This window comes from Streptomyces sp. CA-111067 (genome assembly GCF_050956065.1).
In the GTDB taxonomy this organism is placed as follows: domain Bacteria; phylum Actinomycetota; class Actinomycetes; order Streptomycetales; family Streptomycetaceae; genus Actinacidiphila.
Genome location: NZ_CP192103.1, coordinates 1051326 through 1071364, shown reverse-complemented (window position 1 = coordinate 1071364; position 20039 = coordinate 1051326). Strand labels below are relative to the sequence as shown.

The following is a 20039-nucleotide window of genomic DNA, read 5'->3' as shown; positions in this document are numbered from 1 at the left end:
CGCGCGCTGCGCGATCATCGGCGTGTGCTGCCCTCCACCGGGGAAGGACTTTCCCCTACGCGGCCGGACCGTGCGGAATCGCCCGCATCCGCCGCCGTCGCCCTCGCCGTCCCTGTCCTCCCCGCTCTCAGCGAGCTGGCCGAGCTTCCGGAGCTGCCGGCGCTGCCGGGAATTCCCGCGCTTCCGTCCCGCCCGCTGCGGCCGGCGAGACCCCGGCCGCCGCAGCGGCCACAGCCGGAGCCGAGCCCGCAGGACGGCCTCGCGCCGGTCCGGCCGGACGGCGTCCCGGAGCCGCGCGGGTGCCTGTACGCCCTGTCGCAGCCGCCGCTGATGCTGTTCCTGTGCGTGATCGGCGGCCTGATCGGCGCGGGCGGGGCGTGGGATCTGCTGTTTCTCTGACGCCGGCCGCGTGATCCGACCGGCCCCCGTGGCCCCGCGAGCCGCCCCCCGGCGTCCAGGTGGCCGCCTCCGAGCCGCTGAGCGGCCCGCCAGGGCCCGGACAGGTCCTAGGAGGCCGCGGTGTCGGCCTCGCGGCGCCGGGCCCGGTAGGCGGCCACGTGGAGCCGGTTTCCGCAGGTGCGGCTGTCGCAGTAGCGGCGGGAACGGTTGCGCGAGAGGTCCACGAAGGCCCGGCGGCAGTCGGGCGCGTCGCAGCGCCGCAGCCGTTCCCGCTCGCCCGAGACGATCAGGAACGACAGCGCCATCCCGCAGTCGGCGGCCAGGTGGTCGGCCAGCGAGGCGCCGGGCGCGAAGTAGTGCACGTGCCAGTCGTAGCCGTCGTGGGCGGTCAGCCGCGGGGTGGTGCCGGCCTCGGCGATCATCGCGTTCAGCAGCCGGGCGGCCGAGCCGTCGTCGCCGGCGCCGAAGACCTCGGTGAAGCTGGCCCGGATCGCGTGGACGGCCTCGACGTCCCCCTGGTCGAGCCGGCCGACCTCGCTGACCTCGTTGCGCTGCACGAAGGCGCGCAGCGCGGCCACGTCCGCCAGCGCCTCCCGCCCCTCGATGGCAGGCGCGGTGTTCACCAGGTCGACCACGCTGTCGAGAGCGCACCTGGTGTCATGGTTGATCAGCACGGAATCGCTCCCTGCCGGAGATATCGGGCGGTTGCGTTCCGGTGACTCTAGCGCGCGAGAGCCGCCGCCGTGGGGCTGTGGGCCCCGCGGTGACGGCTCTGGCGTACACGGTGCAGGCGGACCGGGTGAGGCCCGGCGTGGCCTTGGGCGTCCGGGCCGTCCCCCCGAGTAGGACGGGCCGCGGACTGTCGGTTGCGGGTCTCAGCTCTCCGCGAGGATGTGGGAGAGCTCCGTGTCGAGGTCGAAGTGGCGATGCTCGGTACCCGGCGGGACCGCGGCGTCCGTCCGCTTCAGGAAGGACTCCAGGGCCCGCGCCGGGGCCTCGAGCAGGGCCTCGCCCTCCGGGGAGCTGAGGGCGATGCACACGACGCCCTGACCGTGGCTGCGGGACGGCCAGACTCTGACGTCGCCGGTGCCGGTGGGCCGGTGCAGCCCCTCGGCGAGCAGGTCGCGGGCGAACACCCATTCGACCGTCTCTTCGGCTCCGGTGTGGAAGGTGGCGTGCACGGCATACGGATCGGCCGTGTCGTACCGCAAGCCCGCGGGTACAGGCAGTGAGGATTCGCTCGACACAACGAGGCGCAGGTGCAGCTCGCAGCTGACCGTGGTGTTCATAAGCGCCAGGGCCTTTCGCTCAGTGTGCGCTCGGGGATTCGCACGTCGGCGAAATCGACATGCCACCTGCGAGGACGTTGTAAACCCCTCTGAGGGGTTTGTGAGGCTTCTGGTACCTCGTCCGGCCTAGTACCGAGACATCCCGAACGCCCATTTCGGTGACCCCGGCGGGCTCCGCCGGAGACTCATGTTTGACCGTCCGACTGCGGAGCGTGACGAGCGCGGCGCGCAGCTGTGTGCGGGAGGCCCGCTGGGGTGCGGTAAAGTTGTCGGCACGCCGGGGCGATTAGCTCAGCGGGAGAGCACTTCGTTCACACCGAAGGGGTCACTGGTTCGATCCCAGTATCGCCCACCCGGTTCAAGGATCCCGGACACCGCGCACAGCGGTCTCCGGGGTCCTTCGCGTTCGCCCCCGGGCGGCCAACTCGGCGGGCACACTGGCGGTATGGACTGGAGCCGGTACCGATTCCGCAGTACGTGGCGGCTGGACGCCGAGCCCGGGACCGTCTACCGGCTGCTGGAGCGCCCCGACTGGTACCCCAGGTGGTGGCCGCAGGTGCGCGAGGTGCGGCAGACCGGCGACACCACCGGCACCCTGACGTTCCGTTCGCTGCTCCCGTACGACCTGACCGTGCACGCCCGCTCCACCCGGCACGACCCCGCCCGCCGGGTGCTCGAAGTCGCCATGACCGGCGACCTGGAGGGCTGGGTGCGCTGGACGATCGGCGACGGAGAGCCCGGCACCCGGCTGCTGTTCGAGCAGGAGGTCGTGGTGCGCAAGCCCCTGATGCGGCTGCTCGCCCTGCCCTGCCGCCCGCTCTTCGTCGCCAACCACGCGCTGATGATGCGCAGCGGCCTGCGCGGCCTGCGGGCGAGGCTCGCCGCCGACACCGCCGATGTGGTTTGAACCCCCGCCCTTCCGGCCTGTAAGGTTCGTGACGTCCCGGGCGATTAGCTCAGCGGGAGAGCACTTCGTTCACACCGAAGGGGTCACTGGTTCGATCCCAGTATCGCCCACCACGCCAGAGGGCGGGGTCTGTCCGCGGTAGCGCGGGCGGGCCCCGCCCTCTTCCGTTACTGCTTCGCGGGGAGCGGTCCGCGATCGGTACGATTCAGGCGGGCGGCGGTGCCGCCGCTCATCGAAGCCATCGAACCCGTACCGCCTCAGTCAGGAGCAGACCGGTGTCAGACCTCCGTGTGATCATCAAACGCGATTCCGTTGACTTGGAAGAGCGGGTGGTCACGACGGGGACGACCGCGGCGGAGCTGTTCGCCGGTGAGCGGTCCGTGGTGGCCGCCCGGATCGGCGGCGAGTTGCGGGATCTCAGCCGCCCGCTCGCCGACGGCGACGAGGTCGAGCCGGTGGACATCACCAGCGAGGACGGGCTGAACATCCTGCGGCACTCCACCGCGCACGTGATGGCCCAGGCCGTGCAGGAGCTGCACCCGGATGCCCGGCTCGGCATCGGCCCGCCGATCAAGGACGGCTTCTACTACGACTTCGACGTGGCGCAGCCGTTCACCCCCGAGGACCTCAAGGCCGTCGAGAAGAAGATGCAGGAGATCCAGAAGCGCGGCCAGCGCTTCTCCCGCCGGGTGGTCACCGACGAGGAGGCCCGGGCCGAACTGGCCGACGAGCCCTACAAGCTGGAGCTGATCGGCCTCAAGGGCGGCGCCGCCGAGGCCGAGGACGGCGCGGGGGTCGAGGTCGGCGCCGGCGAGCTGACCATCTACGACAACCTGGACGCCAAGACCGGCGAGCTGTGCTGGAAGGACCTCTGCCGCGGCCCGCACCTGCCCACCACCCGCAACATCCCGGCGTTCAAGCTGATGCGCAACGCCGCCGCGTACTGGCGGGGCAGCGAGAAGAACGCCCAGCTGCAGCGGATCTACGGCACCGCGTGGCCGACCAGGGAAGAGCTCAAGGCGCACCTGGAGTTCCTTGAGGAGGCCGCCAAGCGCGACCACCGCAAGCTCGGCGCGGAGCTGGACCTGTTCTCCTTCCCGGAGGAACTGGGCTCCGGGCTGGCGGTGTTCCACCCCAAGGGCGGGCTGATCCGCAAGGAGATGGAGGCGTACTCCCGGCTGCGCCACGAGGAGTCGGACTACGAGTTCGTCAACACCCCGCATCTGAGCAAGGCCAAGCTGTTCGAGACCTCGGGGCACCTGCCGCACTACGCGGAGGGCATGTTCCCTCCGATGGAGTTCGAGGGGCAGGACTACTACCTCAAGGCCATGAACTGCCCGATGCACAACCTGATCTTCGCCGCCCGCGGCCGGTCCTACCGCGAACTGCCGCTGCGGCTCTTCGAGTTCGGCACCGTGTACCGGTACGAGAAGTCCGGTGTCGTGCACGGCCTGACCCGGACCCGCGGCTTCACCCAGGACGACTCGCACATCTACTGCACCAAGGAGCAGGTGCCCGACGAGCTGGACTCGCTGCTCACCTTCGTACTGAACCTGCTGCGCGACTACGGCCTCAGCGACTTCTACCTGGAGCTGTCCACCCGCGGTGAGTCGGACAAGTTCATCGGCTCGCCGCAGGAGTGGGCCGAGGCCACCGAGCAGCTGCGGCAGGCGGCCGGCAAGCAGGGCCTGGAGCTCGTCATGGACCCGGGCGGCGCGGCCTTCTACGGGCCGAAGATCTCGGTGCAGGCGCGGGACGCGATCGGCAGGACCTGGCAGATGTCCACGATCCAGGTGGACTTCCAGCAGCCCGCCAGGTTCAAGCTGGAGTACACCGCGGCGGACGGCAGCCGGCAGCAGCCGGTGATGATCCACCGGGCGCTGTTCGGCAGCATCGAGCGGTTCTTCGCGGTGCTCCTTGAGCACTACGCGGGCGCCTTCCCGGCCTGGCTGGCCCCCGTCCAGGCGGTCGGCATCCCGGTCGGCGACGCGCACGTGCCCTACCTCCAGGAGTTCGCCGACGAGGCCAGGCGCAAGGGGCTGCGGGTCGAGGTGGACGGCTCGTCGGACCGGATGCAGAAGAAGATCCGCACCCACCAGAAGCAGCGCGTGCCGTACATGGTGATCGTCGGCGACGACGACATGGCCGCGGGCACGGTCTCCTTCCGCTACCGCGACAACTCGCAGAAGAACGGCATCCCGCGCGACGAGGCCCTCGCCGAGATCCTGACCGCGGTGCAGACCCGCGCCCAGGTCTGACCTCAGGCGCCGCCACGACCTCGGGCGCCGCCACGACCTCAGGCGCCGGCAAAGCAGCCGTCGGGCCCCCGGACCGCCTCCTCAGCGGACCGGGGGCCCTTCCTCGCCCTCCCGGGCGAAGACCCGCAGCAGCCAGGACGAGAACGAGCCCGTCACCGCGCCGAGCAGCGCCAGGCCGCAGACCATCACGACGAACGCGATCAGCCGCCCGGCCGCGGTGACCGGGGTCGCGTCCCCGTAGCCGACCGTGGTGAGCGTGGAGCAGGCCCACCACAGCGCGTCGCCGAAGGTCCGGATGTCGGCGCCGGGAGCGCCCCGCTCCTGCTGGTAGACGGCCAGCGCGCCGGCGAAGCCGACCAGCGCCGCGGTCAGCCCGGCGTAGGCGATCACCCGGGCGTACAGGTCAAGCCGGGGACGCTCCTGGCGGCGCTGCACGGCCTCGTAGACCTTGACCATCCGCAGCGGGCGCAGCAGCGGCAGCACCAGCACGACGGTGTCCAGCGCGTGGTCGCGTACGTAGGCCGGGCCGAGCCGCCTCCCGCTCAGCCGCAGCCGGATCAGGTAGTCGGCGGCGAAGGCGGCCCAGGTCGTGGCGGTGACGGCCAGGCACAGGAAGTGCCAGCCCGAGGGCAGGTCGGGGGCGAGCACCTCGACCGCGTAGGCGGCGAGGTAGAGCAGCGAGGCGAGGAACAGCGGGATCTCCGTGCGGTTCTCCCAGCGGGCCGCGCGGCCGTCCGCGTCCCCGCCGTGCGTGGGGTCCCCGCCGTCGGTGGGGCCGCTGGGGTTCCCGGGGTCCGTGGCGTCCATCCGGCCAGGATCGCCGCCGGCGGCCGGCGGCAGGCCCGGCGACACGCGCGCGGGGAGGGAAGTCCTATGCTGGCCGACATGACGAGTGAGCCGGAGAAGCACACCGGAGCGGGGGTCCCGGACGCGTTCGAGCGCCTGTGGACCCCGCACCGTATGGCGTACATCCAGGGTGAGAACAAGCCCACCGGTCCCGGTGCCGAGGACGGATGTCCGTTCTGTGCGATCCCCGCCGAGACCGACGAGGACGGCCTCATCATCACCAGGGCCGAGCACGTCTACGTGGTGCTCAACCTGTACCCGTACAACAGCGGGCACCTGATGGTGGTGCCCTACCGGCACGTCGCCGACTACCCGGAGCTCGACGCGGACGAGACCGCGGAGCTGGCCGAGCTGACCAAGCAGGCGATGACGGCGCTGCGTACCGCATCGGCCGCGCAGGGCTTCAACATCGGGATGAACCAGGGCGCGGTGGCCGGCGCCGGGATCGCCGCCCACCTGCACCAGCACGTGGTGCCGCGGTGGGGCGGCGACGTCAACTTCATGCCGGTGGTCGGGCACACCAAGGTGCTGCCGCAACTGCTGGCCGACACCCGGAAGATGCTCGCGGACGTCTGGCCGTCCTGATCCCGCCGCTCACGCCGGCCCCGGGGGCGCGCCCGAACGGGCGCGCCCTCAGGCGTCGTAGGTGTCGGCCTTGCCGGGCGTCGGGTCCTGCACCAGCCCGCTGAGCACCATCGAGCGGTTGGTGAAGTGCGAGGTGTCCACGCCGTTCTCCTCCATGACCTGGATGGCGGCGGCGTGCACGGCGCGCAGCACCGGAGTGGCGGCGCGCAGCGCGTCGTCGGCCATGAAGCGGTGCCTCCACGGCTTGTCCACCCAGGTGTGCCGCAGCCCGAACGGCTCGGGCAGCGTGAGGGTGCCGCCGAGGTAGTCCAGGATGGCGGGGAACCGGGTCAGCGGCGCCCGCGCGGTCAGCCGGACCACCTCGGTCGGGTTGATCACCGCCACGTTGACGTCCCGGGTCTCCCAGAACTTGACCTGCTTGTTCACCGACCTGGTCTTGTCCGGCGGCCCCGAGGTGAACAGCGAGTGCACCGGGCCGAGCGCGTGGCCGGTGACCTCCACCCGCAGGGTGTTCGCGAGCACCGTCACCGTCACCATCAAGGTGATGACGAGGTTGCCCTCCCACAGGGTGAACGTGATGCCCAGGTAGTGCCGGTTGCCCTTGCCGAACTGCTGGTTGTTGCAGATCCGCTGGATCTCGAAGTCCTTGACGCTGAACGCGTCCACCTCGGGGCCCGTCGGCCGCACTATCTTGCCCGCGCCCTCATTGATCGGCACCACGACCCAGTGCCGTATCGACGGCTTGGGGAAGCCGCCGGTGTGCAGCGGGCCGCGCTCCAGCATCCGCAGCTTGTCGTGTATCGCCCGGATCACGTCCCAGCTGCGGAACGGGTGGATCTCGGCGAGCCCTTCGCGCGGCAGCAGCTCCTCGGCCATCTGCCAGCTGCCCCAGCGGCTGCCCATGCCGAGTATCCCCTTGGGGCCCGCGTAGAAGACCACATTGCTGTTCTGCTCGGCCGACAGCTTGGCCAGGCTCTGCCGCAGCGTCTCGGCCCGCAGCTGGTTGGGGTTGCGGGGGACCGCCTCGGGGATCTTCGCGCCGACCCCGCTGCCGGCCACCAGGCCGCCCCAGCGCTCCCGCATGTCCTTGATGTTCTGCTCGCAGATCCGCTTCGCGTAGTACCAGCCGATGACCGGGACGATCATCATCACCCGGAAGTAGAGCTGCCAGAACCCGCTGAACGGCGGCCTGATCGCCAGCAGCAGGGTGAAGCCGACCGTGACGGCCAGCACCACGCCGCCGAGCGCGCCCGCCTTGCTGCCCCTGGAGCGCAGCGTGGTCAGCGACTTGCGCAGCTGGAAGGCGCCGAGCCAGACCAGGACGGCGGGCAGGAACAGCAGGCAGGCCGCCATCACGATGGTGAGCTTGTTGTCGCGTTCCTGCCGGATGCGGTTGGCGGCGAGGCAGTGCTCGACCACGGTCTGCGGTTCGACGCCGAAGGACTGGACCAGCTCCTTGCGGCTCGGGCCGAGCATCCGCACCTGCACCGCGCGGGCGAACGCCTCGCCGAGGTTGGGCTCGAACAGCGACATCCGCGGCGGCTTGACCTTCGACGCGTCGTTGATGTCGACCAGCGCGGTGACCGCGGAGTCGCGGTACGCGGCGGAGGCCAGCGCCTGGGTGGCGGCCGTCTCGCCGTCGGTACCGAGCAGCGGTACCTGCGCCCCGGGGCTGAAGTCGAACCCGGTATCCGTCACGCTGCCCCCAGTTCGCCGTCGCGCCCGCCAGTACACCGGCTCCGACCGGCCCATTCCCCGCCTATGCCGGTGTCACACGTTCGGAGCAGTCACCAGATTAGCGGCGCGGCGGCCCGCGGTGGGGCCGCGGACCGCCGATTGGCCTTCCCTGGTGCCAAGTTGGCGCTTACCCGTCATGTCCGGCGGGGCCGGACGGGGCCGCAACGGGTACGGACCGGGGCTCATCTGCTGTGCGCCGCCTCGTCCTGCCGCAGCTTGTCGGCCAGTTGCGCGGGCATCGGCTCGTGCCGGGCGTAGTGCCGGCTGAACCGGCCGGTGCCGTGCGACAGCGAGCGCAGGTCGACGGCGTAGCGGCCCATCTCGATCTCCGGCACCTCGGCGTGCACCACGCTGCGCCCGCCGCCGGCCTGCTCGCTGCCGAGCACCCGGCCGCGGCGGCTGGACAGGTCGCTCATCACCGGGCCCACGTACGCGTCCGGCACCATGACGCCGACCTCGGCGACCGGTTCGAGCAGCTGGATTCGCGCCGCGGCGGCGGCCTCCCGCAGCGCCAGCGCGCCCGCGGTCTGGAAGGCGGCGTCGGAGGAGTCGACCGAGTGCGCCTTGCCGTCCGACAGCGTCACCCTGATGTCCACCACCGGGAAGCCGAGCGTCACCCCGCGGGCGGCCTGCGCGCGTACGCCCTTCTCCACCGACGGGATGAACTGCCGGGGCACCGCGCCGCCGATCACCTTGTCCACGAACTCCACGCCCGAGCCCACCGGCAGCGGCTCCACCTCGATCTCGCAGATCGCGAACTGCCCGTGCCCGCCGGACTGCTTGACGTGCCGGCCGCGCGCGCTGGCCGGGCCGCCGAAGGTCTCCCGCAGCGACACCTTGTACGGGACCGCGTCCACCTGCACGCCGTACCGGCCGCGCAGCCGCTCCAGGGCGACGTCGGCGTGCGCCTCGCCCAGGCACCACAGCACCACCTGCCGGGTGTCGGGGTTCTGCTCCAGCCGCATCGTGGGATCCTCGGCGACCAGCCGGGCCAGGCCCTGCGACAGCTTGTCCTCGTCGGCCTTGCTGTGCGCCTCGATGGCCACCGGCAGCAGCGGGTCGGGCATCACCCACGGCTCCATCAGCAGCGGGCTGTCCTTGTCCGAGAGGGTGTCGCCGGTCTCCGCGCGGGACAGCTTCGCCACGCACACCAGGTCGCCCGCCATCGCCGACGGCACCGGCCGCTGGTGCCTGCCGAACGGCGAGGAGAGCGCGCCGATCCGCTCGTCCACGTCGTGGTCGGCGTGGCCGCGCTCCAGCATCCCGTGCCCCGACACGTGCACCGTCTCGTCCGGGCGCAGCGTGCCGGAGAACACTCGCACCAGGCTGATCCGGCCGACATAGGGGTCGGAGGACGTCTTGACCACCTCGGCGGCCAGCGGACCGTCCGGGTCGCAGGCCAGCGGCTGCCGCGGCGCGCCGTCCGGGCTGGTGACCGGTGGCAGCGCCCGCTCCGGCGGCGTCGGGAAGCCGCCGGTGACCAGTTCGAGCAGCTCGACGGTGCCCAGGCCCTGCCGGGCGCCGTCGGCGGCGGGCGCGGCGGCCAGCACCGGGTGGAACGTGCCGCGGGCCACCGCCCGCTCCAGGTCGGTGATCAGCGTCCGGACGTCGATCTCCGCACCGCCGAGGTAGCGGTCCATCAGCGTCTCGTCCTCGCTCTCCGCGATGATCCCCTCGATCAGCCGGTTGCGGGCCCGCTCCAGCAGCGGCAGCAGCTCGGGCCCCGGCTCGCGGTCCTCCCGGCGGCCCGAGGAGTAGTCGTAGACCTGCTGCGTCAGCAGCCCGGCGAGGCCGGTGACCGGCGCGTGCCCGTCGGGGCCCGCCGGTCCGTGCACCGGCAGGTAGAGCGGCAGCACCGCGTCCGGGTCGTCGCCGCCCAGCTCGCGGGCGCAGGCGTCGGCCATCTCCTCGAAGCCGGCCCTGGCCGACTCCAGGTGCGTCACCACCACCGCCCGCGGCATCCCGACGGCCGCGCACTCGTCCCACACCATCCGGGTCGCGCCGCCGATGCCCTCGCCGCCCTGCGCGGCGGACACCACGAACAGCGCCGCGTCGGCGGCCCGCAGGCCGGCCCGCAGCTCGCCGACGAAATCCGCGTACCCGGGCGTGTCGAGCAGATTGACCTTGATCCCGTCCCACTCGACGGGCACCAGCGACAGCTGTACGGAGCGCTGCTGCCGCTGCTCGATCTCGTCGTGGTCGGACACCGAGCCGCCGTCCTCGACCCGGCCCGCCCTGTTCACCGCGCCGGTGGTCAGCGCGAGCGCCTCCACCAGCGTGGTCTTCCCCGCTCCACTGTGGCCGACCAGCACCACGTTGCGCACCTCTTCGGGGCGGCCGGCCGCCGGTGCCCTTCCGGCGGCCCCTGGTTGACCGTCTTTCCTGTCGGCTGCACCACCCATGTGCTCTCGCCTCCCGGTCCGTCACCTCATGGGGGACCGCGCCCTGGGGCGCGTGCCATGGGCGCCACGGGAGACCGCGCCGCGTACCGGCGGCCGGCCTCGACGACGCCCGCGGTCTTTCGACCTTCCCACGGCGGTCACGCTGCGTCCATACGTCGTACGTGTGCCGCTGCCGGCGGGGCCGCTCAGCGGTGCCTGGCGCGTCGGCCACCGCGCGGCTGGCTACGATGGGCCATCCGGCGGCCGGTCCCGGCCGCCCGTCGCACCCCTCCGACCTGTCGGGAAGGCCATGCTGAACAAGTACGCGCGTGCGTTCTTCACGCGTGTTCTCACGCCGTTCGCCACATTTCTGCTGCGCAAGGGGGTGAGCCCGGACGCGGTGACGCTGCTCGGCACCGCCGGTGTCGTGGCGGGCGCTCTGGTCTTCTACCCCAGGGGCGAGTTCTTCTGGGGCACCGTCGTCATCACCCTGTTCGTCTTCTCCGACCTCGTCGACGGCAACATGGCCCGGCAGGCGGGCGTCTCCAGCCGCTGGGGGGCGTTCCTCGACTCCACCCTCGACCGGGTCGCCGACGCCGGGATCTTCGGCGGCCTGGCCATGTGGTACGCGGGCCGCGGCGACGACCTCGTGCTGTGCGCGGTGACGATCTTCTGCCTGGCCAGCGGCCAGGTGGTGTCCTACACCAAGGCCCGCGGCGAGGCGATCGGCCTGCCGGTCAACGTCAACGGGCTGGTCGAGCGGGCCGAGCGGCTGGTGGTCACGCTCACGCTCTGCGGCTTCGCCGGACTGCACAAGTTCGGCGTGCCCGGCATCCAGTGGCTGCTGCCGATCGCGCTGTGGGCGGTCGCCGCCGGCAGCCTGGTCACGCTGATCCAGCGGGTGGTCACGGTGCGCCGCGAGTCCGCCGAGGCGGACGCCGCCGCGGCGGCCGAGCTGGCGGAGAACGGGAGCAACGCGTGAGCGAGGGCACCTCCCGGGCCGCCAGGCTCAGGGGAAGCCTCGTCGGCAGCCTCTCCGACAACCTGTACGGGCTGGCCTGGAGCGCGGTCAAGACGCTCCCGGAACCGGCCGCCCGCGCGCTCGGCCGGAACGTGGCCGACCTGACCTGGCGGCGGCGCGGCAAGGGCGTGCTGCGCCTGGAGGCCAACCTCGCGCGGGTGCTGCCGGACGCGGGCGAGGCGCGGCTGCGCGAGCTGTCCAAGGCCGGCATGCGCTCCTACCTGCGGTACTGGATGGAGTCCTTCCGGCTGCCCGCCTGGAGCAAGGACCGGGTACGCGGCGGCTTCGACCCCGCCGACGTGCACTACCTCACCGACGGGCTGGCGGCCGGCCGCGGAGTGATCCTCGCGCTGCCGCACATGGGCAACTACGACCTGGCCGGCGCCTGGGTGACCACCAAGCTGGAGACCCCGTTCACCACGGTCGCCGAGCGGCTCAAACCCGAGACGCTCTACGACCGCTTCGTGGCCTACCGCGAGGGCCTGGGCATGGAGGTGCTGCCGCACTCGGGCGGCACCGCGTTCGGCATCCTGGCCAGGCGGCTGCGGGCCGGCGGGCTGGTCTGCCTGGTCGCCGACCGCGACCTGTCGGCGTCAGGCGTCGAGGTGGACTTCTTCGGCGAGCGCACCAGGATGCCGGCCGGTCCCGCGATGCTCGCCCAGCAGACCGGCGCGCTGCTGCTGCCCGTCACTCTTTGGTATGACGATTCGCCGGTGATGCAGGGCCGGGTGCACCCGCCGGTCGAGGTCCCGGCGGAGGGCGACCGCGCCCACCGCACCACGGTGATGACGCAGCGACTCGCCGACGCGTACGCGTCCGGCATCGCCGAGCACCCCCAGGACTGGCACATGCTGCAACGCCTCTGGCTCGCCGACCTGGAGCCGCGCCCGGCCGAACCCGGCTCCGGCGCCGCCCCCGGTCTCGGCGACGCCGGGCCCGCCGCTCCGGCGGCCGCGACCGAGACACCGGCCGAGACCGAGAAGCCGCCCGCGACCGAGACGCCGGCCGACGCGCCGGCCGACCCGCAGGACCGGTCCCGGACGGAGACACCGTGAAGATCGGGATCGTCTGCCCCTACTCCTGGGACGTGCCCGGCGGCGTCCAGTTCCACATCAGGGACCTGGCCAAGCACCTGATCGGCCTCGGGCACGAGGTCTCGGTGCTCGCGCCGGCCGACGACGAGACGCCGCTGCCGCCCTACGTGGTCTCCGCCGGACGCGCGGTGCCGGTGCCGTACAACGGCTCGGTGGCCCGGCTGAACTTCGGCTTCCTGTCCGCCGCGCGGGTCAGGCGCTGGCTGCACGACGGCAACTTCGACGTGGTGCACATCCACGAGCCGAGCTCGCCCTCGCTCGGGCTGCTCGCCTGCTGGGCCGCCCAGGGCCCGATCGTGGCCACCTTCCACACCTCCAACCCGCGGTCGCGCGCGATGATCGCCGCGTACCCGATCCTCCAGCCGGCGCTGGAGAAGATCCGCGCCCGGATCGCGGTCAGCGAGTACGCCCGCCGCACCCTGGTCGAACACCTCGGCGGCGACGCGGTGGTGATCCCCAACGGCGTCGACGTCGGCTTCTTCGCGGACGCCGAGCCGCGGCCGGAGTGGCAGGGCGACACCATCGGCTTCATCGGCCGGATCGACGAGCCGCGCAAGGGGCTGCCGGTGCTGATGAAGGCGCTGCCGAAGATCCTCGCCGAGCGCCCGCAGACCCGGCTGCTGGTCGCCGGGCGCGGCGACACCGAGGAGGCGGTCGAGACGCTGCCCGAACCGCTGCGCGCCCGGGTGGAGTTCCTCGGCATGGTCAGTGACGAGGACAAGGCGCGGCTGCTGCGCAGCGTCGACGCGTACATCGCGCCCAACACCGGCGGCGAGAGCTTCGGGATCATCCTGGTCGAGGCGATGTCGGCGGGCGCGCCGGTGGTGGCGAGCGACCTCGACGCGTTCGCCCAGGTGCTGGACGAGGGCGCCGCGGGGGAGTTGTTCGCCAACGAGGACGCCGACGCGCTGGCCACGACCACGCTGCGGCTGCTCGCCGACCCCGATCGGCGGGCCGAGCTGCGGTCCCGCGGCAGCGCGCACGTCCGGCGCTTCGACTGGTCCGCGGTCGGCTCCGACATCCTGTCCGTCTACGAGACGGTCGCCGACGGCGCCGCGCACGTGGCCACCGACGAACGCACCAGCCTGCGCGCCCGCTTCGGACGGGCCCGCGACTCCGCCAGGGACTGATCCGGGCACCTGCTCGGCCCGCACACACCGGGCGCGGCGGCGGCCGCTGGTCGGGCCGGGACCGGCAGCCGGGTAGCCTTTGCGCCCGTGACCACCATCATCTGGGTCGTGCTGGCGATCGTCGCCGTCGGGCTCTACCTGAGCTGGACGGCGGGACGCCTCGACCGGCTGCACGCCCGGATCGACGCGGCCCGCGCCGCACTTGACGCCCAACTGCTGCGCCGCGCCTCCGTCGCCCAGGAGTTGGCCACCGCCGGGGTGCTCGACCCGGCCGCCTCGATCGTGCTCTACGAGGCCGCGCACGCCGCCCGGCAGGCCGAGCCCGAGCAGCGGGAGGTGGCCGAGAGCGAGCTGAGCCAGGCACTGCGCGCGGTGTTCCCCGAGCCCGGCACGCTGGAGGAGGTACGGGAGGCGCCCGGCGGCACCGCCGCGATCGGCGAGCTGACCCAGGCGGTCCGGCGGGTGCCGATGGCCCGCCGCTTCCACAACGACGCGGTGCGCGCCGCGCGGGCGGTCCGCACCCACCGGGTGGTGCGCTGGTTCCGGCTGGCCGGCCACGCCCCGTTCCCGCTGGCCTTCGAGATGGACGACGTGCCGCCGGCCCCGTTCACCGCGGACGGCGCCGGCAGCCACTGACGGCGGTCTCGTCCGACCGCCGGGACCAGTCCACCGGCGGGAGCCACTTGCGGCGAATTGGCCCTTTCCGGTCCGCCGACAGCGTCGGAGGATTGAAGCAGACCCCGGCTGAAGCCCGGATTCCGCTACCGAGTGAGGTCCTCACCGTGTCCACCAGCCCCGCCACCGCCCCGACTCCCGAGACCGGCACCGCACGCGTCAAGCGCGGCATGGCCGAGCAGCTCAAGGGCGGCGTGATCATGGACGTCGTCACCCCCGAGCAGGCGAAGATCGCCGAGGACGCCGGCGCGGTCGCGGTCATGGCGCTGGAGCGGGTGCCCGCCGACATCCGCAAGGACGGCGGCGTGGCCCGGATGTCCGACCCCGACATGATCGACGGCATCATCGAGGCCGTCTCGATCCCGGTGATGGCCAAGTCGCGAATCGGCCACTTCGTCGAGGCCCAGGTGCTCCAGGCGCTCGGCGTGGACTACATCGACGAGTCCGAGGTGCTCACCCCGGCCGACGAGGTCAACCACTCCGACAAGTGGGCCTTCACCACCCCGTTCGTCTGCGGTGCCACCAACCTCGGTGAGGCGCTGCGCCGGATCGCCGAGGGCGCGGCCATGATCCGCTCCAAGGGCGAGGCCGGCACCGGAAACGTGGTGGAGGCGGTCCGCCACCTGCGCCAGATCAAGGGCGAGATCAACCGCCTCAAGGGGCTGGACAACAACGAGCTGTACGCCGCCGCCAAGGAGCTGCGGGCCCCGTTCGAGCTGGTCAAGGAGGTCTCCCAGCTCGGCAAGCTGCCGGTGGTGCTGTTCTCCGCGGGCGGCGTGGCCACCCCGGCCGACGCGGCGCTGATGCGCCAGCTCGGCGCCGAGGGCGTCTTCGTCGGCTCCGGCATCTTCAAGTCCGGCGACCCGGCCAAGCGCGCGGCGGCCATCGTGCGGGCGACCACGTTCTTCGACGACCCGAAGGTGGTCGCCGACTCCTCGCGCAACCTCGGCGAGGCCATGGTCGGCATCAACATCGACACCCTCCCGGAGTCCGAGCACTACGCGAACCGTGGCTGGTAATCACCGATGAGCCGTCCCGCCACCGGCCGGCCCGCGGCCGGCCGCCCCGTCACCGTCGGCGTGCTCGCCCTCCAGGGCGACGTCAGGGAGCACCTGGCGGCGCTGGCCGCGGCCGGCGCCGGCACCGTCCAGGTGCGCCGCCCCGAGGAGCTGGCCGCGGTGGACGGCCTGGTGATCCCGGGCGGCGAGTCCACCACCATCTCCAAGCTGGCCGCGCTGTTCGGCCTGACCGAGCCGCTGCGGGCGGCGATCCGCGGCGGGCTGCCGGTCTACGGCAGCTGCGCCGGGCTGATCATGCTGGCCGACAAGATCCTCGACCCCAGATCGGGCCAGGAGACGTTCGGCGGCATCGACATGATCGTCCGCCGCAACGCCTTCGGACGGCAGAACGAGTCCTTCGAGGCGGCGGTGGACGTCAGCGGTGTCGACGGCGGTCCGGTACAGGGCGTGTTCATCCGGGCACCCTGGGTGGAGTCGGTCGGCGCGGACGTGGAGGTGCTCGCCGAGCACGGCGGCCATATCGTCGCCGTCCGGCAGGGCCAGGCGCTGGCCACGGCCTTCCACCCCGAACTGACCGGAGACCACCGGGTGCATGAACTCTTCGTGGCCACCGTGCGCAGCACGGGCTGAGACTGTCCCGGTAGGATCGAGCGCGTTCGGTAACGGTGACGCGAAGGAGACAGTCGGATGTCCGGCCACTCTAAATGGGCTACGACGAAGCACAAGAAGGCCGTGATCGATGCCAAGCGCGGCAAGCTCTTCGCGAAGCTGATCAAGAACATCGAGGTCGCGGCCCGCACCGGCGGGGCCGACCCGGACGGCAACCCCACGCTCTTCGACGCCATCCAGAAGGCCAAGAAGAGCTCGGTGCCCAACAAGAACATCGACAGCGCGGTCAAGCGCGGCGCCGGCCTGGAAGCCGGCGGCGCCGACTACCAGACGATCATGTACGAGGGCTACGGGCCGAACGGCGTCGCGGTGCTCATCGAGTGCCTCACCGACAACCGCAACCGCGCGGCCTCCGACGTCCGGGTCGCCATGACCCGCAACGGCGGCTCGATGGCCGACCCCGGCTCCGTGTCGTACCTGTTCAACCGCAAGGGCGTGGTGATCGTCCCCAAGGGTGAACTCGGCGAGGACGACGTGCTGGGCGCGGTGCTCGAAGCGGGCGCCGAGGAGGTCAACGACCTCGGCGAGTCCTACGAGGTGATCAGCGAGGCCACCGACCTGGTGCCGGTCCGCAAGGCGCTCCAGGAGGCGGGCATCGACTACGACTCGGCCGACGCCAACTTCCTGCCCACCATGCAGGTCGAACTCGACGAGGACGGCGCACGGCGGATCTTCAAGCTGATCGACGCGCTGGAGGACAGCGACGACGTGCAGAACGTCTTCGCCAACTTCGACGTCTCCGACGAGGTGATGGAGAAGGTGGACGCCTGACGGGCGGTCACCGACCGGTAGCGCGGCGGGCCGCCGGGGGAACACACCCCCGGCGGCCCGCTTCGTTGTCGGTGCGAGGCGCTAACCTCCAGGAACAGGCAGGAACAGGGTCGGACAGCAGTGCGACACAGCGCGAAGGGGAGGCGGCGATGCGGGTGCTCGGCGTCGACCCGGGGCTGACCCGGTGCGGCATCGGCGTGGTGGACGGCGTGGCCGGCCGCCCGCTGACCATGATCGGCGTCGGCGTGGTCCGCACCCCGGCCGACGCGGAGATCGGGCACCGGCTGGTGCTGATCGAGCGCGGCATCGACGCCTGGCTCGACGAGCACCGGCCCGAGGCCGTCGCCGTGGAGCGGGTCTTCAGCCAGCACAATGTGCGCACCGTGATGGGCACCGCCCAGGCCAGCGCCGTCGCCATCCTGTGCGCCGCCCGGCGCGGGCTGCCGGTCAGGCTGCACACCCCCAGCGAGGTCAAGGCCGCCGTCACCGGCAGCGGCCGGGCCGACAAGGCCCAGGTCGGCGCGATGGTCACCCGGCTGCTGCGGCTGGACGCCCCGCCGAAGCCGGCCGACGCGGCGGACGCGCTGGCGCTCGCCATCTGCCACATCTGGCGCGGCCCGGCCACCAACCGGCTCCAGCAGGCCGTCGCCGCCCAGGCCGCGTCCCGCGGCCGCCCGGCGCCCCGGGCGGGCACCCAGCCCCGCGCCGCCGCACCCGCCCCCGTAACGCCCACCCCCGCAACCCGCGCCGCCGTACGAGACCCGGAGTCCGCCACGTGATCGCCTTCGTCAGCGGCCAGGTCGCCGCGCTCGCCCCCGACACCGCCGTCATCGAGGTCGGCGGGATCGGCATGGCTGTCCAGTGCGCGCCCGGCACCCTGGCCGGGCTGCGGATCGGCAAGCCCGCCCGGCTCGCCACCTCGCTGGTGGTCAGGGAGGACTCGCTGACCCTGTACGGCTTCGCCGACGAGGACGAGCGGCAGGTCTTCGAGCTGCTGCAGACCGTCAGCGGCGTCGGCCCGCGGCTGGCGCAGACCATGCTCGCCGTCCACGCCCCTGACGCGCTGCGGATCGCCGTGGCGACCGGCGACGAGAAGGCGCTCACCGCCGTGCCCGGCATCGGCAAGAAGGGCGCGCAGCGGCTGCTGCTGGAACTGAAGGACCGGCTCGGCGAGCCGGTCGGCCCCGGTGCCGCCACCGGCATCGGCACCCCGGTCGGCACGTCCTGGCGCGAGCAGCTGCACGCGGCGCTGCTGGGCCTCGGCTACGCCACCCGCGAGGCCGACGAGGCGGTCGCCGCCGTCACCCCGCAGGCCGAGGCCGCCGACGAGCCGAACGTCGGCACGCTGCTGCGGGCCGCCCTCCAGAGCCTGAACCGCACCCGCTGACAGAGCCCGCACCGCCCCCGCCGGGCCGCCGCACCGACCCGGCCGTCCGAACCCCCGCCGCTGACCCGAGAGAACCTTCATGAACTGGGACGACGCCCCCGACGCCACCGAGACCTCCACGGGCCTGCCGGAGCGTCTGGTCGGCTCCGCGGCGGAAGCCGAGGAGCAGGCGATCGAGGCGGCGCTGCGGCCCAAGGACCTCGGCGAGTTCGTCGGCCAGGAACGGGTCAGGGAGCAGCTCGGCCTGGTGCTGCAAGCCGCGCGGAAGCGCGGCGGCACCGCCGACCACGTCCTGCTCTCCGGCGCCCCGGGCCTGGGAAAGACCACTCTTTCGATGATCATCGCCGCCGAGATGGGCGTCCCGATCCGGATCACCTCGGGACCCGCCATCCAGCACGCCGGCGACCTGGCCGCGATCCTGTCCTCGCTCCAGGAGGGCGAGGTGCTCTTCCTCGACGAGATCCACCGGATGTCCCGGCCGGCCGAGGAGATGCTCTACATGGCGATGGAGGACTTCCGGGTCGACGTGATCGTCGGCAAGGGCCCCGGCGCCACCGCGATCCCCCTCGAACTGCCGCCTTTCACCCTGGTCGGCGCCACCACCAGGGCCGGACTGCTGCCGCCGCCGCTGCGCGACCGCTTCGGCTTCACCGGCCACATGGAGTTCTACGCCCCCGCCGAGCTGGAGCGGGTGCTGCACCGCTCGGCCGGCCTGCTCGACCTCGAGGTCGCCGCCGACGGCGCCGCCGAGATCGCCGGCCGGTCCCGCGGCACCCCGCGGATCGCCAACCGGCTGCTGCGCCGGGTCAGGGACTACGCCCAGGTCAGGGCGGACGGCGTGATCAGCAGGGAGATCGCCCGCAAGGCCCTGGAGGTCTACGAGGTCGACGCCCGGGGCCTGGACCGGCTGGACCGCGCGGTGCTGCACGCGCTGCTCAAGCTGTTCGGCGGCGGCCCGGTCGGCCTGTCCACGCTCGCTGTCGCCGTCGGCGAGGAGCGTGAGACGGTCGAGGAGGTCGCCGAGCCCTTCCTGGTGCGGGAGGGCCTGCTGGCCCGTACACCCAGGGGCCGGGTGGCCACCAGGGCGGCCTGGGCGCACCTGGGACTGGTGCCGCCGCAGGGCGCCGCGGTGCCCGGCCAGGATGCGGCGGGACCCGGACAGACCGGTCTCTTCGGCCCCTGAGCGCGCACGGACTCGTCGGTTCAGGAACCCCAGTGCCATGCTTGGCGTTGTTCAGGCGGCGAGCCAGCGCTTAGACTCCGCCGACGCCCTTCCTCCGGATCGGCACACATATCCCGAAACTCAAGGCCAGCCCCGCTGGCCGTGCGAAGGAACGTCCACACCGTGAATCCCTTGATCCTCGTCTTCATCGTCATGATCGGCGTCATGTTCCTCATGACCCGCTCGGCCAAGAACAAGCAGCGCCAGGCGTCGGAGATGCGCAACAAGATGGAGCCCGGCTCGGGCGTCCGCACCATCGGCGGCATCTACGCCGTGGTGAAGGAGGTCAACGACGAGACCGTGCTCCTGGAGCTGACGGACGGTGTGCACGTGCACTTCGCCAGGAACGCGATCGCCACGGTCCTGAACGAGGACGAGTTCAACCGGATCGTGCACGGCATCGAGCCGGAGGAGATCGACGAGGACGACACCGACGCGGTGACCGGGGACACCGCGACGGCCGAGGACGGCACGGACTCGCACCAGGACGTGGACGCGGACCTGGACGAGGAGCGCATCGACCTCACCAAGACCGAGGAGGCGTCGGAGCAACGGGACGGCTCCGGCACCAAGTAAGGGCCCGGCTCTCACAACACTCGAGGCCACTCCGTGAGCGCGCAGGCTCCGGTGCGGTAGGACAGGGAGAATC

The 20039-nt window shown here is 72.3% G+C and carries 20 protein-coding genes and 2 tRNA genes; 17 read left to right on the top strand and 5 right to left on the bottom strand.

Features of this window, described 5'->3' with window-relative positions:
* The first annotated feature begins 24 nt into the window (after positions 1–24).
* Entirely contained in the window at positions 25–399 is a 375-nt protein-coding gene (locus tag ACQPW6_RS04600; RefSeq protein WP_433888237.1) for a hypothetical protein, read from the top strand.
* Positions 400–506: 107 nt separating this feature from the next.
* Here the strand turns inward: ACQPW6_RS04600 and ACQPW6_RS04595 are convergent, their stop codons facing one another.
* Entirely contained in the window at positions 507–1073 is a 567-nt protein-coding gene (locus ACQPW6_RS04595; RefSeq protein ID WP_433888236.1) for a CGNR zinc finger domain-containing protein, read from the bottom strand.
* A gap of 201 nt (positions 1074–1274) precedes the next feature.
* Complete coding sequence (locus ACQPW6_RS04590) at positions 1275–1688, bottom strand: SsgA family sporulation/cell division regulator (protein WP_003959770.1); 414 nt, start codon at positions 1686–1688, stop codon at positions 1275–1277.
* Between the two features lie 280 nt (positions 1689–1968).
* On the opposite strand from ACQPW6_RS04590, the gene ACQPW6_RS04585 reads away from it, so the two are divergent.
* The 4 genes from ACQPW6_RS04585 (at position 1969) to thrS (ending at position 4853) form a co-directional block, all read left to right on the top strand.
* Positions 1969–2040: transfer RNA gene (locus tag ACQPW6_RS04585), tRNA-Val, on the top strand.
* Between the two features lie 93 nt (positions 2041–2133).
* Entirely contained in the window at positions 2134–2595 is a 462-nt protein-coding gene (locus tag ACQPW6_RS04580) for an SRPBCC family protein (protein WP_433888235.1), read from the top strand.
* A gap of 38 nt (positions 2596–2633) precedes the next feature.
* Positions 2634–2708: transfer RNA gene (locus ACQPW6_RS04575), tRNA-Val, on the top strand.
* 162 nt (positions 2709–2870) lie between these two features.
* A complete protein-coding gene (thrS, locus tag ACQPW6_RS04570) occupies positions 2871–4853 on the top strand; it encodes a threonine--tRNA ligase (RefSeq protein WP_433888234.1) in 1983 nt (660 codons plus the stop codon).
* A gap of 81 nt (positions 4854–4934) precedes the next feature.
* Here thrS and ACQPW6_RS04565 read toward each other — a convergent pair whose 3' ends face one another.
* Entirely contained in the window at positions 4935–5660 is a 726-nt protein-coding gene (locus ACQPW6_RS04565) for a potassium channel family protein (protein WP_433888233.1), read from the bottom strand.
* A gap of 66 nt (positions 5661–5726) precedes the next feature.
* Between ACQPW6_RS04565 and ACQPW6_RS04560 the strand changes: the two genes are divergently transcribed.
* On the top strand, positions 5727–6284 hold the full coding sequence (locus ACQPW6_RS04560) for an HIT family protein (RefSeq protein WP_433888232.1): 558 nt from the start codon (positions 5727–5729) through the stop codon (positions 6282–6284).
* 48 nt (positions 6285–6332) lie between these two features.
* Here the strand turns inward: ACQPW6_RS04560 and ACQPW6_RS04555 are convergent, their stop codons facing one another.
* A complete protein-coding gene (locus ACQPW6_RS04555; protein WP_433888231.1) occupies positions 6333–7982 on the bottom strand; it encodes a hypothetical protein in 1650 nt (549 codons plus the stop codon).
* A gap of 221 nt (positions 7983–8203) precedes the next feature.
* Positions 8204–10423, bottom strand: coding sequence for an elongation factor G-like protein EF-G2 (locus ACQPW6_RS04550; RefSeq protein WP_433888230.1), 2220 nt, complete (start codon positions 10421–10423; stop codon positions 8204–8206).
* Between the two features lie 289 nt (positions 10424–10712).
* Here ACQPW6_RS04550 and pgsA point away from each other — a divergent pair, with 289 nt between their 5' ends.
* The 11 genes from pgsA to yajC all read left to right on the top strand — a co-directional run bounded on the left by pgsA (position 10713) and on the right by yajC (position 19966).
* A complete protein-coding gene (gene pgsA, locus ACQPW6_RS04545) occupies positions 10713–11384 on the top strand; it encodes a phosphatidylinositol phosphate synthase (RefSeq protein WP_433888229.1) in 672 nt (223 codons plus the stop codon).
* Positions 11381–12478 carry a phosphatidylinositol mannoside acyltransferase gene (locus tag ACQPW6_RS04540; RefSeq protein WP_433888228.1) on the top strand — a complete coding sequence of 366 codons (1098 nt, stop codon included), beginning with the start codon at positions 11381–11383 and terminating at the stop codon, positions 12476–12478. Before pgsA ends, ACQPW6_RS04540 begins: the two co-directional genes overlap by 4 nt.
* On the top strand, positions 12475–13647 hold the full coding sequence (locus tag ACQPW6_RS04535) for a glycosyltransferase family 4 protein (RefSeq protein WP_433888227.1): 1173 nt from the start codon (positions 12475–12477) through the stop codon (positions 13645–13647). The genes ACQPW6_RS04540 and ACQPW6_RS04535 overlap by 4 nt, the downstream gene beginning before the upstream one ends.
* Before the next feature lie 87 nt (positions 13648–13734).
* A complete protein-coding gene (locus tag ACQPW6_RS04530) occupies positions 13735–14283 on the top strand; it encodes a hypothetical protein (RefSeq protein WP_433888226.1) in 549 nt (182 codons plus the stop codon).
* A gap of 146 nt (positions 14284–14429) precedes the next feature.
* Positions 14430–15341, top strand: coding sequence for a pyridoxal 5'-phosphate synthase lyase subunit PdxS (gene pdxS, locus ACQPW6_RS04525; RefSeq protein ID WP_433888225.1), 912 nt, complete (start codon positions 14430–14432; stop codon positions 15339–15341).
* 6 nt (positions 15342–15347) lie between these two features.
* Entirely contained in the window at positions 15348–15971 is a 624-nt protein-coding gene (gene pdxT, locus ACQPW6_RS04520; protein WP_433888224.1) for a pyridoxal 5'-phosphate synthase glutaminase subunit PdxT, read from the top strand.
* 57 nt (positions 15972–16028) lie between these two features.
* Positions 16029–16781 (top strand): YebC/PmpR family DNA-binding transcriptional regulator, encoded by a 753-nt coding sequence (locus ACQPW6_RS04515; protein ID WP_433888223.1) that lies wholly within the window; start codon positions 16029–16031, stop codon positions 16779–16781.
* A 149-nt stretch (positions 16782–16930) separates the two neighbouring features.
* Positions 16931–17560 (top strand): crossover junction endodeoxyribonuclease RuvC, encoded by a 630-nt coding sequence (gene ruvC / locus ACQPW6_RS04510; RefSeq protein WP_433888222.1) that lies wholly within the window; start codon positions 16931–16933, stop codon positions 17558–17560.
* Positions 17557–18168, top strand: a complete 612-nt coding sequence (ruvA, locus tag ACQPW6_RS04505; RefSeq protein ID WP_433888221.1) for a Holliday junction branch migration protein RuvA — start codon at positions 17557–17559, stop codon at positions 18166–18168. Before ruvC ends, ruvA begins: the two co-directional genes overlap by 4 nt.
* Positions 18169–18247: 79 nt before the next feature.
* Positions 18248–19351 (top strand): Holliday junction branch migration DNA helicase RuvB, encoded by a 1104-nt coding sequence (gene ruvB, locus ACQPW6_RS04500; RefSeq protein ID WP_433888220.1) that lies wholly within the window; start codon positions 18248–18250, stop codon positions 19349–19351.
* A 162-nt stretch (positions 19352–19513) separates the two neighbouring features.
* Complete coding sequence (yajC, locus tag ACQPW6_RS04495) at positions 19514–19966, top strand: preprotein translocase subunit YajC (RefSeq protein ID WP_433888219.1); 453 nt, start codon at positions 19514–19516, stop codon at positions 19964–19966.
* Positions 19967–20039 lie beyond the last annotated feature (73 nt).

What these genes read in the sequence shown, in the direction of transcription:
- ACQPW6_RS04590 (WP_003959770.1), bottom strand. Translation starts at nt 1,688, where the DNA reads ATGAACACCACGGTCAGCTGCGAGCTGCACCTGCGCCTCGTTGTGTCG.
- ACQPW6_RS04580 (WP_433888235.1), top strand. Translation starts at nt 2,134, where the DNA reads ATGGACTGGAGCCGGTACCGATTCCGCAGTACGTGGCGGCTGGACGCC.
- ACQPW6_RS04565 (WP_433888233.1), bottom strand. Translation starts at nt 5,660, where the DNA reads ATGGACGCCACGGACCCCGGGAACCCCAGCGGCCCCACCGACGGCGGG.
- ACQPW6_RS04560 (WP_433888232.1), top strand. Translation starts at nt 5,727, where the DNA reads ATGCTGGCCGACATGACGAGTGAGCCGGAGAAGCACACCGGAGCGGGG.
- ACQPW6_RS04550 (WP_433888230.1), bottom strand. Translation starts at nt 10,423, where the DNA reads ATGGGTGGTGCAGCCGACAGGAAAGACGGTCAACCAGGGGCCGCCGGA.
- pgsA (WP_433888229.1), top strand. Translation starts at nt 10,713, where the DNA reads ATGCTGAACAAGTACGCGCGTGCGTTCTTCACGCGTGTTCTCACGCCG.
- pdxT (WP_433888224.1), top strand. Translation starts at nt 15,348, where the DNA reads ATGAGCCGTCCCGCCACCGGCCGGCCCGCGGCCGGCCGCCCCGTCACC.
- ACQPW6_RS04515 (WP_433888223.1), top strand. Translation starts at nt 16,029, where the DNA reads ATGTCCGGCCACTCTAAATGGGCTACGACGAAGCACAAGAAGGCCGTG.
- ruvC (WP_433888222.1), top strand. Translation starts at nt 16,931, where the DNA reads ATGCGGGTGCTCGGCGTCGACCCGGGGCTGACCCGGTGCGGCATCGGC.
- ruvB (WP_433888220.1), top strand. Translation starts at nt 18,248, where the DNA reads ATGAACTGGGACGACGCCCCCGACGCCACCGAGACCTCCACGGGCCTG.